Genomic DNA, 16,261 nt, shown 5'->3' with positions numbered 1-16,261 from the left:
ACGCTGATAAATTCTTCTCAGGAGGAATTTGATGAGAGCCATTGCACTCATATTCACCATATTTGTATTACTCGCATGCGATAAAAAGAAAGAAGATGCTCCGGTCGAACAGATCATTGGAACAAAATATTCCGGCAGTGATCAATACGTTTATAAAAAGCCGGGAACCAGAGAAAAATCGGAACAAGTAACTTTAATATATGAATTCGAAGAGGTCAACGGGCTAGAGATCGTTCCTTATGAATCCACAGACTCTAAAGGAAAGAAATCAGTAACAGAATATCTGAAACTAAAAACAGTGGATGGAAAAGAAGGTTTCGGACTTCTGAAAAACTTTTACGACGCGGTCCTGTTTGTTGTAGCTGATGGAGATACAGCATTTGCAAAAAATTCTCTAACTTCTCCTTCTAAAGGAAAACTAGAAAAGGGAATGTCCTGCTTTGAATCGGAGGCAAGCGGAGAATTTGCGAAAGTACGCTGTAACGGTTCTATCGTAAAAGCCGGAAAGTTAAATAACTTGCACGATATTTGGATCCAACCGATTTCTTCAAACATTTCAAAAGATCCACTTTTAGGCGATAGCATTCGAAATCTAAAAGCTGCTAGTTTAAAATTAATAGAGCTAAGTAAAACTACTGATCCGGTTAAGCAGGAAGAATTGAAGAAGTCTGCAACTGCCGCTTTAAAGACTGTATTCGATAAGGGAGATATTTATCAAGGGGCAGCGAATTCTATTGCAACTGAATTCGGTTTAACTCTCTCAGAACAGCAACAACCAACCGAATAAGCGCTTATCTTTGCTTGTTCTTTGAAAATAAAAAACCCCACCTTTTCGAGGCGGGGTTTTCCATTTCAGTCAGAGTAAAAACTCGAACCGAATTAATATTATTTACCGATTTCTTGAGCTTTAGCTACGAGAGCGTCGCGTCCACCTGGAAATTTAGCGTAAATAACACACTGGCATTCTTCCCAGTTGTCTTTAGAAACATCATTAGGATCGGAACCTGGGCCAGTAGCTTTACACTCGTAAACCCCTACTCCTTTAACGATACCTGCAGAAGTACCAACGATAACGGAAGCAGTTGCTTCACCGTCGGAAACTCCGGATGCGGATTCAACAGTCTCACCGACCATTTTTTTAACAACGTCGGAAGCACCTTGTAAGCGGGAAGCTTCGCGGCAAGTAGACTGCATCATTGCGAGACTTTTTTTCGCAACGGCTTTAGCAGATGCGCGAGAAGCGAACTTCATGTAATAATAGTCTTTAGGATTGGTATCTCTTGGAGTTTTTCCGTCGTTTCTTTGCTCAGGCGGTCCACCCCAACCTTCGAAAGACCATCCTCCGTCGCCAACGGAAGTAGCATCTTTCTGAGCGGTATTTGCTCCACAGTAGGTAAGTAATGCAGCAGACAGCGCAATAACGATTACTTTCTTGATCATCATTTTCTCCTTGATCAGATGGAATTGAGGAATATATCCATTAAACGGATTCCGCAAGCCATTTTTTAATGAATACGTTTAAAATTAAAAGCAGCCAACTTTTTGGTAAAAAAAAATTAATTCGCAGCGCACAATTGTCAAAAAATTTCCGAAATTATCTTTTTGTTCTGCTAACTCTGGCGACCAGCGACGCAATAGCGACGACAGTCGTATTTCTTCCGGGAAATTGGGAAGGACAAGCTCCTGTGTCTTTAGAAGGAACTGGAGAAAAGCCGTATGAGTTGGCTAAATTAAGCCAGTTCTATGCGACCAGGATCTATTCTCTTCAGATAAAAGAACAACTCTCTCCGAATTCAGATCCGGAAATAAAAGATTTTCTAATTCCTCAGATCTCAAGAGAAAAATTCAAACAAACATGCTCCAGGCTCAAACCGGATTATGTAGTTCGAGACCAATTATCGATTGAGGAAAAGATCAGGATCGATCGTTCCGTATACGATTGTAATCTTTCTAAAATGGAAGAATACTCCATCATCGGCAGAAAAGATCTGTTTGAGACTTTAGAGAAGTTGACCAAGGATTCCTTTCCTCTGGTTCCTAAAAAAAAGATAAAAGAATATTCCAGAGAACCTGTACGAGCTGCGAAATCACAGATCATCGTACTCGATTCTTCTTATTCGTACGCACCTGAAAGAAAAGAATTTATGTCGCAATTAGAAGCGATCTCTTGGCAGCCGGAAACAAAATTTCGTTTGGTTGTTTTTAGCGAGAATGGCTCCAAAGTTTTTCCGGAATCCAGTCGCTCTGAGTTCATTAAACAGTGGAAGGATTTTAAATCGGAAGGAAAATCCAATACCCAAGATCTTACGAATGCACTTGTTAGATTAAGAAGAATTCTAAGTTCGGAGGATTCTCCGGGAAAGAAAAAGGAAAGAATGATCAGCATTCTCACTAATGCCAAAGCTTCCAACTCAATCGGTGGGTACGGAGCTGCGATCGAGGGTCTGAGCCAGATAGGAGCTAAAGTTTCCATTCTATATTCTTCTTATGCCGGACCGGAAGCACGTAGGGAACATAAAGAAGCGGCAAAAAGAGGAGCAGAGTTCAGAGAGGTTGCCTATTTCCAGAGAATAGTAACTCCGAGAGATTCCAAAACTTTGGTCTTCAAAGAAGGAAAATTATATAGCACCAGTGTTTCTCCCGATCCAAAAATGAAGATAGAAGATTCTTCTCTCGAAAAAGTGGAGTTTGCAGGCAAATATTCATTGGGAGAGTTCCTAAATCCATGGAGTTTAGGAACTATTTATGAAGAAGTGAAGAAGGAAAAGATCCTAACTTCAGAGCCGGTCCGCAGCAATTTTGCATCTTTATTCTCCAGTTCCGTAAGTGAGGCCTCTAATTCCGAATATTTTGGAAATTTTCCGAAAGTATTAGTCAAATCCGGGTCTAAGGCGTTTTGGATCCGAGTCCCTAACTTATCCGGATTTTCAGAAGGAAAAAAAGGGGTATGGGCGGTTACGTTTCTTTCATCCTCTTTTTCATCGGAGGGGGTCGAAGTAATACCGGATTCGTTAGAACGATATACTTTCTCTACTGCTAAAATTTTGGAATGTGATCCGTCCGTTGCTCGAAATTATCTGAGAAATACGGAAAAATTCAAATTCGATTGTTTAGTAAAGGGAGAGATCCTGGAAGTTTCTCAGCCGTAGCAGAGTCATGGAAGAATCTAATTTTATCGCATTATCCCCTTCTACCCGCAAAATTTTGGATCGTATGAAACAAGCGGTCTCTTCGGATCTTCCGATTTTGTTTTTAGGAGAATCAGGGACAGGAAAAAGTTATTTAGGGTATCTTTTTCACTCATTTTGCAAAGACAGGTTTCCACAATATCAGGTCTTCGATTTTTCAGTCTCCGAATCGGAGCAAGAGACTTCGGAGATCTTTTCTAAGTTAGACGGTAAAGCGGGGGTAACGATTTTTTTAGAGGGGATTTCCAACTTAAATCCAAGCTTTCAAGTGCAACTTTTACAAAAGATCCGGAATGAAAAAGGGAAGAATAGATATTTGCTTTCCGATCAACCTGATCTTCCGGAAAAAGTGAAGTCCGGTAAAGTGCAAGAGTCTTTGATGACCGAAATCCAAACTCTTCAGGTAAAAATTCCTACGTTAAGAGATAGAAAGGAAGATATCCCCCCTTTAACTCGTTTTTTTCTGGATCTGATAGGTAAAAGATATAATCGTAAGAATATTAAAATATCCGAAAAGTTAGGAAAGTTTTTATTAGAGTATGATTATCCCGGCAATCTTCATCAGCTAAAAAATATGTTAGAAGCGATGGTCTCACTTCATAACGTGAAGACGTTGGATACAAAACATCTCCCTCCTGAATTATTCGAAACAGGTTATAAACAAAACGATAATCTATCTGTTCGTACCGGAATTCCTCTCAGAGATTATGAAAGAGAAATTATCAGACGCAATTTGATCTTAGTGAACGGGAATAGAGAAAAGGCTGCGAGAATTTTGGGAATTTCCGAAAGAACAATTTATAGAAAGATCACCGAGTTCGAACTGTTCGATTCCGAGGATGGAAAAAATCCTCCATCTTCCTGAAGAAATAATATACTGTTTCCTCTTTTTCGGAACCTGTTTTGATCTTTTGGTTCATTTCCAGTAAGAACTCATATAGTTCCTTAATTTCCAGATCGTTAAATGCAGAGCTTTCTTTTCTGAGACGCTTAAAAGTATGATTTTTTCGAGCAGGAGAATAGGCTCCGATTCCAAGGAGATCGGACTGTTCTTTTTCACTCAGGACCTTGTCATACAGTCTCAAAATAATTTTATAAATTCTTAACTTATCCAAATGATCTTTCACTAAAGAAAGAAAGATTAGAAGTGAATCCTTCCCTATCTTGAACTTGGAAAATTCCCTGGAGAATCTTCCGTAATCCTTTTCGAAAAAATAATCCACAATTTCGGAAGAACTAAATTCAGAACTTTGGAATAACACTTCTTTCAGATCCGCAAGGTTGAAACTTTTCTTTCCTAAATATAATTTCAGTTTTTCTAAATTTTTTAAGTAAGCCCCGGCGCTTGGATTTACCTTAAGTAGAAACTCCTCTTCTGCCTCGTTGTCCAATTTGACCTCTACCTCTTTGGAGGCTCTTAAGAAGGCTTCTTTTCTTTTATCGGGGAAAATTTTAGAGGATTTAAAATGGGAAACATTGTCTCCAAATATAGAAAGCAACTCTTTGGGAAGATCCCAATGATCATAATGGATCAGAATTTTTACGGTTTCCGGAACTGAAAAAGATTTAGGAGAAGTTTTGGATTTTGTTTTTCCCAGCCAAGGTTTAAAGAATGTGACTCCCGATTTGATGATGAATAATTTTTGTGCCGCAAACATATCGAGGTTTCCGGCTTCGTTCTGAAAATTCTCCAGATCTCCCGGTTCAGCGACAAACACCACGATCTCATAAGGATCTGCACTTTTTTTGTAGGCGGTTTTATACAGATCGCTGACTACACCGAATTCGTAAGAATCCTGGGAGACCACAAATAGAACTTGAGGCAAGGATTCCAGGTTGGGTTTGGTCTTGTGAAGAAAATCGATCAGATTTTCGTAAGAATTCGAAACTTTGGTATCGGCCACGGAAATCATCCTGGAAGGATTTCTGCAGGCAGTCAAGCGGATGATCCGATTCTTTTCCTAAAGTAGATCCCGGATTTTTCCGATCTATTAAATAGGTAACAGCTATGAGAATCAGCGACGGCGTTCAAAGAATTTCTGCCCAAGAAGATTATCTTACCTATATCAAACCGATCTTAAATCAGTCCAGGGTGCCTGCAATAGAACCGATCCGACAAAGAGATTTTTCCGATATGGGAAAGTCCCTGAAACTTTACGGGCCGGATGGAAGTTCTTCTCCTCAGGATGCTTCCGTTTCTAAAGGTCGATTTCTAGATCTTTACGTTTAAGTTTCCTTTTTCTCAAATTAGAAATTATAGAAACCTGCTCCAAAGAGTATGGTATAAGAAAAATTTACGGATCGGAAATCCTAAGATATTCGAATAAGATCCGCTAAAATTTTTCACAGGTGAATTCCGATCTTGAATTCCGTAAGATCCAGCTTTGTCGTACGGTTTGCAAATTTTAATATATTCTAAAATTTCGGATTTAGCCCAAGGAAGAAATTCCACCTCTGAAACATCGTAATCGAAAATTTTTTTATCCTCGGTCATTATTCCTAGGCCGGAATAGACCTGATGCGATTTTCCTGAAAGTTCGGAAATCATCGAGAACGCTTCGGATTCGTCTGCAGGTTTTTGCAGGATCTTATTTTGAAAAACTACTATTGTGTCGGAAGCCAAGATCATTTCTTCCGGATCCTTTGGTTTAGGCCCGAGTTTAGCCATGGTCACTCTTTCTAAATAACGAACAGGTGTTTCTTTGTGCAGGCTAGTTTCGTCGACGGGAAGAGGTAGGATTTGAAAATGTAATCCTAAGGATTGTAAGATCTCTTTTCTTCTGGGAGATTGGGATCTCAGAATGAGCATATATCCATTCTGAAAGAAAAGCCTTGCCAGACACTCCTTTTCCCAGTATCAATGTTCGCACGGATCGAACCAATGAATTTATTTCTTAGATCATTCTTCTCTATACGCAATCTAGTTTCGGTAATTCTTATCTTGATAGTGGCTTTCACTTCTTCTTATTCCCAAGAAGCTAAAAAAACCGCATCTACCGATAGTCCGGAGACCAAACCGACTAACTCAAATGTGGATCTTAAATCCAGAGCATATTCATTGCGTAAAAAATCTTGGATATCCTTACGATACCTTCGGACCAGCCTTTTAAATTTCGGTAAGAAGGCTGACTGGGATACTTCCCTAGCAGATTATTCAAAGGCAGAATCATCTTTTCAAAGGGGAGAATGGGAATCTGCCGGAAACCAATTTCAAACCTTAAAAACGAAATTGGATCAACTGGCAGAGGCTCAAGCAAAAGAAGTATTCAATCGTTCCGACGCATTGGAGAAGGATATCCAGCCTAAGGTTGTGGATCTGAAACTGAATACGGAAGCACCAGGCAAACAATATATCCCTGTTATGGAAAAGCATCTTCAGATCTATAGGGATACTTGGCAGGCGGCTAAGCTAGAAAGGGAAGTCGGGAACCAAGGGCAGAATTTATATTTTGCGAAACAAGGTTTGTTACAACTTTATAAAGCCAAGATCCTGTTAGAAAAAGCAAAAGAAGGAAAGCTGGAGTCCGAAGAAAAACTTACTAAAAACAAAGTTTTAGAAACGGACTATTTAACTCCTGAAGAAGTAAAATATTGGGACGATTGCTTGGAAGTATTGAGTGAATCGGAAGAGAAAAATCGCCAAAAAGAAAAACAAGCGATCATAAGCGTTTACCAATCTAGAACCGGTAAAAAACCGGGAGAGTCTAAAAATAGTAAAGACCCGGCAAACTCTACTCCTAGCGGCGAAGTTAAAAAGTAAGGGTCTTTCCGGTTTTCCTTCCGAAAGTAAGAATAGAATATGAAATTCCCTAAGATCATCTTGCTTCTGTTCTTTCTTTCATCCGTATCATGCAGAGGATTCAATCTTCAAAATTTCAAGAATCAAACGTTTGAGAATACTTGTGATTGGTTCGATCTATTCTGTGACAAGATAGTTGTAACTCCGGATCTTTCCGACTGTGATCCGTTTCATGAAGAATATGAAGGATATTCTCATTATATAGATCGCGGAGTTTTAAAGAACGATTATAAGATAGAAGAAGAATCCAAACAGGAAAAAGAACCTAACGATCCTACGGAGCCTTTGCCTAAGAAAAAAGAAAAGATCAAGGCAACTAACACGGATTACGGAAATAATATGAGAATAGATTCTAAAAAACTATTCGAAAGATATGATATTTCCGCCGGGAGAAGATCCGACAAAGACAGATCCAAACATCCTTGTGGTGTTTTGCAAGACGGGAACAAACCTAAAGTGTATTATTCGGAACCTAAAACAGACGAAAAGGGAGGAGAATTTTGAAAAACGTATTCGATTTAACAGGTAAATCAGTATTAGTGACAGGAGCTACAAGAGGGATCGGAAGACAGATCGCTCAAGGATTTTTAAACGCAGGTGCGACGGTATATGGGACTGGTTCTTCCGCTGAATCCATTAAACGTTTGGAAGGATCCGGGATTGAAGCTTTTGCAGCTGATATTCGCCAACCTGGAGCAATGGATCCTATTATTGAAGCATTGAGTAAAAAGCACGGAAAACTAGATGTACTTGTAAATAATGCAGGAGTTGCGACCAATTTACCTGCAGGATTTTTTAAGGAAGAAGACATACAAAACGTGACACAAACCAATTTTGTGGGGGTGTTTCGTGCAAGTCAGGCATACTATAAAATACATAAGAAAAAAGGCGGAAACATTATCAATATCGCCTCAGTCCTAGGTATCGTCGGCACTAAGTTTGCGTCTGTGTATTGCGGGACAAAAGGTGCAGTCATCAATATGACCAAGGCCCTAGCGGTGGAATGGGCAGGCTCCGGATATAGAGTAAATGCGATTTGTCCGGGATTTATAGATACGGACATGACGGAAATGATCAAGGAAAGACCCGAAGTATTGGAGCAAATGAAAGCAAGGATCCCTATGTCTAGATTAGGCAGACCGGAAGATCTTGCGGGCGCTGCAGTTTTCTTGGCTTCCGATGCGGCGGCTTACGTTACCGGTCAGGCTATCGTCGTGGACGGAGGTGTTACTTCCGGTATATGATAATAGAATTACATCCCCAAAATCCTGAGAAAAGGATCCTCGGACAAATTTCCAAAAAATTATCCGAGGGAGGGGTGTATGTATTTCCAACAGATACAGTTTACGGCTTGGTCGCAGATTCCCAATCTCATGCAGGAGTCGAAAAACTATACAAACTAAAAAACATTTCTAAGAACCAGCCTCTATCTCTACTTTGCGCGGATATTTCTACAGCTTCCAATTATATGGAACAACTTTCCAACGAAGCATTTCGTTTAATGAAAAGGATCACTCCCGGACCTTATACATTCATCGTTAAGGCAAATAAACATCTTCCTAGAGTGTCATTTTCAAATCAGAAGGATAAAAATATTGGAATAAGGATCCCTGATTCTAAGTATCTGCAGGCTTTATTGGAACTTCATCCGAATCCTCTTACTTCTACTTCCGTATTTTTCAAAGATGAATTCGTAACCGATGTGGACATGATCGAAAAAGAATATGGCAACAAAGTGGATGGGATCATAGATGGAGGAATTCTAGAATTGGAATTATCTACCATTCTCGATTGCACAGGAGATGGAATTTCTATCTTAAGAGAAGGCAAGGGAATGGAAAAGATCAACTCATTATAATCTCTGGAGGCAATCATGCAAAAAAGACAATTGGGAAAGATAGGCCCACTCGTATCCGAACAAGGATTAGGGTGTATGGGAATGTCGGATTTTTACGGACAAACGGACGATACCGAATCTATTGCGACTATTCACCGTGCGATCGATTTAGGAATTACGTTATTCGACACCGCAGATATGTATGGTCCTCATATAAATGAGGAACTTTTAGGAAAAGCGATCAAAGGAAAAAGAGAAAAGGTAGTGGTCGCCACCAAGTTCGGTATTGTAAGAGATCCGAATGATCCATACAAAAGAGGATATAATGGAAAGCCTGAATATGTAAAAGCGGCCTGCGAAGGAAGTTTAAAACGTTTAGGTGTGGATACGATAGATCTGTATTATCAACACAGAGTGGATCCCGATACTCCGATCGAAGAAACAGTGGGTGCAATGGCAGATCTAGTAAAGCAGGGAAAAGTAAAATACATAGGCCTATCCGAAGCAGGAATTGATACGCTCAAGAGAGCTGCAAAGGTCCATCCTATCTCCGCTTTGCAAACCGAATATTCTCTTTGGACCAGAGATCCGGAAGACGGTATCTTACAAACTTGTAGAGATCTTGGGATCGGATTCGTAGCTTATAGTCCGCTTGGTCGCGGGTTTTTAACCGGTCAGATCCAAAAATTCGAGGACCTAGATCCTACTGATTTTAGAAGAAACTCCCCTCGTTTTCAGGGAGAGAATTTCCAAAAAAATTTAGAATTAGTGGCGAAGATCAAAGAGATCGCAAATGAAAAATCGGTTACTGCAGGACAACTTGCTTTGGCTTGGGTTCTTGCTCAGGGGCAGGATATAGTTCCGATTGCGGGTACCAAAAGACGCAAGTATTTAGAAGAGAATATAGGAGCGAGTTCGGTCAAGCTGTCCAAGGAAGATCTGGACAGGATCAATTCAGTGGCTCCTAAAGATGCCGCGGCCGGACTGCGTTATCCGGCTTCTAGCATGGGCTCTGTAGGTAGATAATTGGATGGGAGGGCTTATTTAGTCTTTAAAGCGGCCTTCCATTCTTCTTCTTTAAAACCTACTAATCCGAAATTTTCTCCCAATACAAAAGGTCTTTTTACTAGGTTTCCATTCCCGGAAAGTAGTTCGAACTGCTCGTCTAGGCTCATTTTGGAAAGTTTGTCTTTAAGACCTAATTCTTTGTAATCTCCGCCAGAAGTGTTGAACAATTTTTTAGAGTCTCCGCCAACATACCCGAGCATTTTTTTGAGTTCTGCCTTGGTAGGCGGTGTTTCCCGAATTGCCTTCTTATCGAAATCTATCTTTTTGCCTTCCAGGAATTTTAAGGCGTTTCGGCAGGTGCTACAATTTTTGTATTCGTAAACTTTTAATTTCACGGTTGGATCTCCTACAAAGCTTTCCCTTCCCAAATTCGGAATTTATGTCGTCTTTGCAAGCCGGAAGCGACAAAAAAACTTTACCTTGAAAATGGAAAGTTTTGCCGATAATATTCCTTAGGACGCGCTCAAAGTGCTGAATAAAAAGACCTCTCTTACCGGAAGACAAAAAGCGGCCATTTTTCTAATCGCCGTAGGGTCCGACGTATCTTCGGAAATTTTTAAACATCTGCGTGAAGACGAGATCGAACAGATCACGTTCGAGATCGCACGTCTAGATAAGATCACTCCGGAAGATAAGGAGAAGGTCCTAGTAGAATTCAACGAGCTTATGATGGCTCAGGAATTCATCTCGAATGGAGGTATCGACTTCGCTAGAGGACTTTTGGAGAAGGCCCTCGGTAACCAGAAGGCGATCGATATTATCAACCGACTTACTTCGAGTTTGCAAGTTCGTCCTTTTGACTTTATTCGAAGAACTGACCCTCAGCACTTATTGAACTTTATCCAGAACGAGCACCCTCAAACTATCGCATTAATTTTATCTTATTTAGATCCCCAGAAAGCATCCAGCATTCTATCAGGATTACCTCATACGATCCAAGCAGAAGTTGCAAAAAGGATCGCAACCATGGACCGAGTTTCTCCGGACGTTCTCCGAGAAGTGGAAAGGGTCTTGGAAAGAAAGCTTTCTACATTGGCGAGCGAGGACTATACCTCTGCCGGTGGTATCGATTCAGTGGTAGAAATTTTGAACCTTGTGGACAGGGGAACGGAGAAAACGATCATCGAAGCTCTGGAAGAAGAAGATCCAGAACTTGCGGAAGAGATTAAAAAGAGAATGTTCGTCTTCGAGGATATCGTATTACTCGACGACCGTGCGATCCAAAAAGTATTGAGAGAAGTAGATAACTCCGACCTTGCAAAAGCTCTTAAGTCAGTTGATACAGAAGTTCAGGAAAAGATCTTCAAGAACATGTCCAAGCGTGCTGCGAACCTACTCCGAGAGGATATGGACTTCATGGGACCTATTCGTATTAAAGACGTGGAAGATGCTCAGCAAAAAATCGTTAATATCATACGTAAGCTGGAAGAATCCGGAGATATCGTCGTCGCACGTGCTGGCGAAGACGAACTCGTTATGTGAGGTCCGAACCTGGACCATATAGCTCACAAACGATTTATATTCTGGGTATGCGTTACTTTACTGATCTTCCAGTTCGGTTGTATATCAGATACTAAACCTGTTAGAAAGATAGATTTTTCCGACCTGGAATGGACGGGAAGAATCATAACGGAAACTCCGAACGAAAAGAAAACGGAAGTTAAGAGTAAAAAGCAAGAATCCGTCTCCGAAGATTGGACACCACTTCCTAATTTGCCATGGACTTTCAATAGTCTATTTCAGATCCCCATGGATTCAGGTCTTCATCAAGTTGAGATCAAAACAGAATTCAATTTAGATAAGGCAGATGACTTACTTAAGGTTCCATCAGGTCTTTATATTACCGATATTGGGGAAAATTGGAAAATTCTGCTGAATGGAATTTTAATAAGAGAAGAATGGTACGAACCTACTAACGGACAACTTACTAAAAACCGTTCTGTTAAAGGTCTGATCATTCCGCTTGATCATGGAATCTTAAAGTCGGGCAAAAACGAATTGAAGATCCGCTTTATGGGAATGGCCGACAGCAATCCTATAAAGGCAAACGATCATTTCGGATTCTATCACCCTAAAAATTTTAGGATCTCCTCGTTGGAGGAAATATATAATTCCACTTCGGAATACTTCGATATATTTCTTTTCGGGATCTACTTTATATTCGGTTTCTATCATGTTCTGTTCTTTGTAACAAGAAAGCAGGACATTTATTATTTATATTTCGGATTATTCTCCCTATTCTCTTCCGTATACTTCTATTTTACCACCTTTCATATATATAATAAATTTATTAACTTTCCTGGTGGTCCGGATACTGAATTGTTTTTTAGGGGGGAAATTTCCGCACTTATTCCGATGGTTCCCGTCTTTATGCTTTTTGCAAAAGACTTCTTTTATCAAAAAGAAGGAAAATTTTGGATCATTAGGAGTTTCTGCGTCCTAAGCGGGATTCTGTTCTTAACGAATTGGTTTTTGCCGTTTAAGTACGTCCTCCCAAATTTGACCGTTTTCCAAGGGCTTCTATTTTTGATGCTCTTGTATGTGATCTTCTTTTCTGCGAATGCGATTCGTTTGAAAAAGCCCGATTCGATTAAACTTGCGGTGGGTATCGGGGTATGCGGTCTTTTTGGACTTTGGGATACGATCGATGCGATGACTAAGATTGCCGGATTCCATTATCCTTTCTTTAAGATCTCTTTCTCCGTTTTCATTCTTGTGATCATTAGTCTTTTGGTCTCCAGATATGTAAGTTTATATAAACAGTCTCAAGCGCTGAACTTGGAGATCTCAAAACAAAGAGACGCGTTTTACAGATTTGTTCCTTCCGAATTCATTTCCATACTTGATAGAGAAAGTCCTGTAGAGATTAAAATAGGCGATTCGAAAGAAAAAACAATGTCTGTTTTCTTCGCGGATCTAAGAGGATACACTACCGTTTCCGAAAAGTTAAGTCCCGATGAGAATATAAAATATCTGAATAGATACTTCTCCGCCTTTGAAGACATTATATTTAAGAATGCAGGTTTCGTGGATAAGTATATCGGAGATGCGATTATGGCATTGTTCTCCGATCATAGTGATAGAGCCGAGAAAGAGAATTTTAACTCAGCGGATAACGCTTTGCAGTCAGCAATTGATATGGTTCGTTTTGTGGCGTCTCGGAACGACGCGATTGGCATCGGTGCGGATCTGGGAATCGGAGTGAACACCGGACCGTTGATTCTGGGAACTGTCGGCAGCGAGAGAAGGATTGATACTACCGTTGTTGGGGATACGGTAAACCTTTCGTCTAGAGTTCAAAGTCTTTCCGGATTTTATAAGACAAAAATTTTGGTAACACATCATACTTTCTTACGTTTAAACCTTCTTTCGGACGTAATGGCGAGAGAGATCGATACTGTAATTGTAAAAGGAAAGACTCAACCTGTAATTTTGTATGAGGTTTTTCAAGCTGACGAACCGGAATCAATAGATTGGAAGGAAGGTTCTAAAACAAAATTGAACGAAGGAATCGCTCTCTACAAAGCAGGACAGTTCAAGAATGCTTTCTCGATCTTTAAGGAATTATACAAAGAAAAGCCTACAGACAATATCGTAAAACTCTACGCCAAAAGAACCAAAATGATCCTTAACCAGACTCCCCCAGGAGATTGGGACGGGATTTTTAGGCTTCACAGAAAATAATTTCCAATTTCGATCTATTCTTATAAAATTTAGGGAACGTATAAAACCTTTTCCTGTCTGATTGGATACTTGGTTTTGTAATCCGAATTTAACCATATCTAAATAGGAAATCCTAAAGAATGAAGTATAAGACCCGAGTCTTTCCGATAGTTTTGTTATTCTCAACTTTAGGTTTGGGTGCTGAGCAGAAAGAAAGACTTCCTGATTTCAAAATAGCCGACCAAAAAGGAAAAGTTTTTAGCTCAGCAAGTGTAAAAGGGAACACATACTTTTTACTAGGCTGCCGTTTTAAGGATATAGTCCTTTGTAGAAAGCACGGACGCAAGATCTACTGGAAGATGCAGACATTATTAAAGGACGAAGATCGAGTTATATTCTCCGCATATTTGGATTTGAAAAATGCACCTTCTGCGGTTTTTGATTATATTCTCCAGGAAAAAGAGAAAGATTACGAAAGTATTTTGTTGGATAAAAAAGGTACCTTATCCACCGGCCTGGTAGAAGGAAAATCTTTCTTAAGAGTATATTCTCCTAATGGCGCGCTCATTCACAAAGAGTATTTTGAATCTGTAGACGATGCGAAAGTTTCCGAACTTTATAAATTAACAAAAAGCGGAAGATAAAATGAACCAAAAAGTTTTTTCTTATTATCTTCTAATTTTATTAGTCCTTCCGTTAATCGGAAATTGCGTAAGAAAGAATCACCATGTTGCGAACTATTTCGAAAGATATTTTAAATACCAAGATTTTATCCAGACCGAATTTACGGACGATCCAGTCCGTGGGATTTTGTACGGAAATCCGGAAGCAGATTCGGAAGAGAAGTTTTATAAAAAAGACGGATATCTTGCTCTTTCCTTTCGCCTAAGCGAGAGCGGAGATCGATTCAGGAAAGAAATATCCGATTCTCCTCTTTCCGTTTTTCCGGAAAGTCCGTATTCTATTTTTGTAAAGGCCGAGCCTGCGGAGTTTTACACTAAGCCTATTTATAAGATCACTCGAACAGTGGAGATGATCTCGCCTGAAGTAAGCGTATTCGATGTTTTTCCCATGATAGAAGATACTATAGAACATCTTCGTAGGGCCGAGCCGAATCAAGTTTTAGAACACTCTTCTCTTCAGAAATTCTTATGCCATCAGTTCGATTGTGAGATTAAAAAAGATCATGAAGAACTATTTCTTACCTATACACTTTCGGAAAGAATGAAGGAACAATTTCCTATCGCATATAAAAAATGGAATAAACGATTAGGACAAGTTTCCTTCAGATTTCAGTTGTTCCAGCCGGGAGGTTTTACTAAGGGTTGGGAATTTTATAACGAAGGCAGAAAAATTATATTAGGAATTCCAAAGTCTCCTGCAGGGTATTGGGCTTCTCCTAAAACATTGTATCTTAGAACATATCTGTTTATCAACGTTTTTGGATTAAAGATCGATGTTAGAGGATTAGGATATACTCTTAAGTTTAGTCGTTCAGGTAATATGGACACTGTCATAGGATATTATAGCAAAATGCCGGAAACCACGATAGGTGGTAGATTTCTTTCCATTTTTCCACCGGGAGCAGTGAACTTCTTTATCCCCGGAAATATGGATGAATATGCTGAAGGAAGTTTTAAACTTTTGGTGGAAGGATCCGACGGCAAGGGCGGAACACGTTTCGAAAATAAAACCAAACGTAACGGGAATAAGACCAAGGTTTTGTTAACTACTGAGTCGGAAATTTTTAGAGATCGTTTTCTTCCTTTTAAGTCGAGCGACGATGACGATGAACCTTCTTTCTTTACCGAACTTGGAAAGAATATCGTATTAGATTTAAGAGGTAAATGATCCCTAAAACTTCAAGTATACTTGAAGTTCGTAAAACCAATTTAGAAACTTTCTAAAACTGCTTGACTGGACCTCTTTCACAAATAATCCTAATCGCATTCGGCTAACGACCGAATAATATTTTAGAACTGTGTTCGGAGGAATCATGGAATTAACCCTGTTTACCACCACGAACGGGCTTTATTACTTAGTTAAGTATATTCACTTTTTATCCGGGGTAACCTGGATCGGAATGTTGTACTACTTCAACTTTGTACAAGGTCCTTTCTTCAACGAGACCGATGCGGATACAAAAAAGAACGCAACTCAGAAACTAGTTCCACGCGCATTATGGTGGTTCCGTTGGGGCGCAATGTTTACCTTCTTATCCGGTATAGCGATGATTGCTATCGCACTCGGAGCGCAAGGTATTCCGCACAATTCCCAATGGGTTGTAGTAATTCTAGTGGGTGCACTTTTCGGAACGGCTATGTGGGCGAACGTTTGGTTCGTGATCTGGCCGAATCAAAAAGTTGTGATCGCAAAAGCTAAGGGAGAGACCACTGTGGATCCTGCTCCTAATGCAAATCGCGCATTCGTAGCTTCTAGAACTAACACTTTCTTCTCTATTCCAATGTTATTTGCAATGGGAGCTGCTCGTAATCTTCCTATTAACTATAGCCCGGATAAGTTGAGAGTTTTCCTCGGAATTATGGTACTTTTGATTGTGATCTTCGAAGTGAATGCTTTAACTGCTGACCAAAACGGTCCTACTGTTAAGCCGATCAAAACCGTAAAAGGTGTAATTACTAGCGGAGTAATTTTCGCTTTAGTTACCTATGTTCTGATGGAAGTTCTTTTAACTGCTTAAGGAAT

19 protein-coding genes are annotated in these 16,261 nt (G+C 39.9%); 14 read left to right on the top strand and 5 right to left on the bottom strand.

Translation table 11 applies throughout. The annotated features are described in order from the left end of the window. The first annotated feature begins 31 nt into the window (after nt 1-31). On the top strand, nt 32-787 hold the full coding sequence (gene lenA / locus LEP1GSC185_RS03015; protein WP_008591654.1) for a lipoprotein LenA: 756 nt from the start codon (nt 32-34) through the stop codon (nt 785-787). Between the two features lie 98 nt (nt 788-885). Here the strand turns inward: lenA and LEP1GSC185_RS03010 are convergent, their stop codons facing one another. Further along, complete coding sequence (locus tag LEP1GSC185_RS03010; RefSeq protein WP_008589617.1) at nt 886-1,440, bottom strand: lipoprotein LipL21; 555 nt, start codon at nt 1,438-1,440, stop codon at nt 886-888. Nucleotides 1,441-1,574: 134 nt separating this feature from the next. Here LEP1GSC185_RS03010 and LEP1GSC185_RS03005 point away from each other — a divergent pair, with 134 nt between their 5' ends. Further along, entirely contained in the window at nt 1,575-3,149 is a 1,575-nt protein-coding gene (locus tag LEP1GSC185_RS03005) for an LIC10012 family protein (RefSeq protein WP_008590683.1), read from the top strand. A 7-nt stretch (nt 3,150-3,156) separates the two neighbouring features. After that, nucleotides 3,157-4,053, top strand: coding sequence for an AAA-type ATPase lid domain-containing protein (locus tag LEP1GSC185_RS03000; protein WP_024863976.1), 897 nt, complete (start codon nt 3,157-3,159; stop codon nt 4,051-4,053). Here LEP1GSC185_RS03000 and LEP1GSC185_RS02995 read toward each other — a convergent pair. Then, nucleotides 3,998-5,101 (bottom strand): DNA polymerase III subunit delta, encoded by a 1,104-nt coding sequence (locus LEP1GSC185_RS02995; protein WP_008596121.1) that lies wholly within the window; start codon nt 5,099-5,101, stop codon nt 3,998-4,000. The genes LEP1GSC185_RS03000 and LEP1GSC185_RS02995 overlap by 56 nt on opposite strands. Before the next feature lie 95 nt (nt 5,102-5,196). Here LEP1GSC185_RS02995 and LEP1GSC185_RS02990 point away from each other — a divergent pair, with 95 nt between their 5' ends. Next, complete coding sequence (locus tag LEP1GSC185_RS02990; protein WP_008590754.1) at nt 5,197-5,418, top strand: hypothetical protein; 222 nt, start codon at nt 5,197-5,199, stop codon at nt 5,416-5,418. 24 nt (nt 5,419-5,442) lie between these two features. Here the strand turns inward: LEP1GSC185_RS02990 and LEP1GSC185_RS02985 are convergent, their stop codons facing one another. Further along, the gene (locus LEP1GSC185_RS02985; RefSeq protein ID WP_008589922.1) at nt 5,443-5,997 is read right to left on the bottom strand and encodes a Maf family protein; all 555 of its coding nucleotides are present in this window, start codon (nt 5,995-5,997) and stop codon (nt 5,443-5,445) included. Nucleotides 5,998-6,069: 72 nt separating this feature from the next. On the opposite strand from LEP1GSC185_RS02985, the gene LEP1GSC185_RS02980 reads away from it, so the two are divergent. Genes LEP1GSC185_RS02980 through LEP1GSC185_RS02960 form a run of 5 tightly spaced genes read left to right on the top strand, consistent with a single transcriptional unit; the run spans nt 6,070 to nt 9,850 of the window. Continuing rightward, nucleotides 6,070-6,948 (top strand): hypothetical protein, encoded by an 879-nt coding sequence (locus LEP1GSC185_RS02980; RefSeq protein WP_008591095.1) that lies wholly within the window; start codon nt 6,070-6,072, stop codon nt 6,946-6,948. A 39-nt stretch (nt 6,949-6,987) separates the two neighbouring features. Further along, nucleotides 6,988-7,491: a hypothetical protein gene (locus LEP1GSC185_RS02975; RefSeq protein ID WP_008591461.1), complete on the top strand. Its 504-nt coding sequence runs from the start codon at nt 6,988-6,990 to the stop codon at nt 7,489-7,491. Next, nucleotides 7,488-8,231: an SDR family NAD(P)-dependent oxidoreductase gene (locus LEP1GSC185_RS02970; protein ID WP_008591386.1), complete on the top strand. Its 744-nt coding sequence runs from the start codon at nt 7,488-7,490 to the stop codon at nt 8,229-8,231. The genes LEP1GSC185_RS02975 and LEP1GSC185_RS02970 overlap by 4 nt, the downstream gene beginning before the upstream one ends. After that, the gene (locus tag LEP1GSC185_RS02965; RefSeq protein ID WP_008591089.1) at nt 8,228-8,845 is read left to right on the top strand and encodes an L-threonylcarbamoyladenylate synthase; all 618 of its coding nucleotides are present in this window, start codon (nt 8,228-8,230) and stop codon (nt 8,843-8,845) included. Before LEP1GSC185_RS02970 ends, LEP1GSC185_RS02965 begins: the two co-directional genes overlap by 4 nt. Nucleotides 8,846-8,860: 15 nt before the next feature. Next, nucleotides 8,861-9,850, top strand: coding sequence for an aldo/keto reductase (locus LEP1GSC185_RS02960; protein ID WP_008590200.1), 990 nt, complete (start codon nt 8,861-8,863; stop codon nt 9,848-9,850). Between the two features lie 14 nt (nt 9,851-9,864). On the opposite strand, the gene LEP1GSC185_RS02955 is transcribed toward LEP1GSC185_RS02960, so the two are convergent. Then, nucleotides 9,865-10,227: an arsenate reductase family protein gene (locus LEP1GSC185_RS02955; protein WP_008590638.1), complete on the bottom strand. Its 363-nt coding sequence runs from the start codon at nt 10,225-10,227 to the stop codon at nt 9,865-9,867. Nucleotides 10,228-10,360: 133 nt separating this feature from the next. On the opposite strand from LEP1GSC185_RS02955, the gene fliG reads away from it, so the two are divergent. Next, nucleotides 10,361-11,374: a flagellar motor switch protein FliG gene (fliG, locus tag LEP1GSC185_RS02950; protein WP_008589915.1), complete on the top strand. Its 1,014-nt coding sequence runs from the start codon at nt 10,361-10,363 to the stop codon at nt 11,372-11,374. Between the two features lie 23 nt (nt 11,375-11,397). On the opposite strand, the gene LEP1GSC185_RS20235 is transcribed toward fliG, so the two are convergent. Further along, nucleotides 11,398-11,520: a hypothetical protein gene (locus LEP1GSC185_RS20235; protein WP_269739390.1), complete on the bottom strand. Its 123-nt coding sequence runs from the start codon at nt 11,518-11,520 to the stop codon at nt 11,398-11,400. Nucleotides 11,521-11,641: 121 nt separating this feature from the next. Here LEP1GSC185_RS20235 and LEP1GSC185_RS02940 point away from each other — a divergent pair, with 121 nt between their 5' ends. From LEP1GSC185_RS02940 to LEP1GSC185_RS02925, 4 genes are all read left to right on the top strand, one after another. After that, nucleotides 11,642-13,576 (top strand): adenylate/guanylate cyclase domain-containing protein, encoded by a 1,935-nt coding sequence (locus LEP1GSC185_RS02940; RefSeq protein WP_008591139.1) that lies wholly within the window; start codon nt 11,642-11,644, stop codon nt 13,574-13,576. Between the two features lie 119 nt (nt 13,577-13,695). After that, nucleotides 13,696-14,199 (top strand): hypothetical protein, encoded by a 504-nt coding sequence (locus LEP1GSC185_RS02935; protein WP_008591781.1) that lies wholly within the window; start codon nt 13,696-13,698, stop codon nt 14,197-14,199. 1 nt (nt 14,200) lies between these two features. Next, on the top strand, nt 14,201-15,406 hold the full coding sequence (locus tag LEP1GSC185_RS02930; protein ID WP_008590630.1) for an LIC10025 family lipoprotein: 1,206 nt from the start codon (nt 14,201-14,203) through the stop codon (nt 15,404-15,406). A 145-nt stretch (nt 15,407-15,551) separates the two neighbouring features. Next, complete coding sequence (locus tag LEP1GSC185_RS02925; RefSeq protein WP_008596354.1) at nt 15,552-16,256, top strand: urate hydroxylase PuuD; 705 nt, start codon at nt 15,552-15,554, stop codon at nt 16,254-16,256. Nucleotides 16,257-16,261 lie beyond the last annotated feature (5 nt).

The organism is Leptospira licerasiae serovar Varillal str. VAR 010, assembly GCF_000244755.1.
Lineage (GTDB): Bacteria > Spirochaetota > Leptospiria > Leptospirales > Leptospiraceae > Leptospira_B > Leptospira_B licerasiae.
The sequence above is the reverse complement of the archived record's forward strand: the minus strand, read 5'-3'. Positions and strand labels throughout refer to the sequence as shown.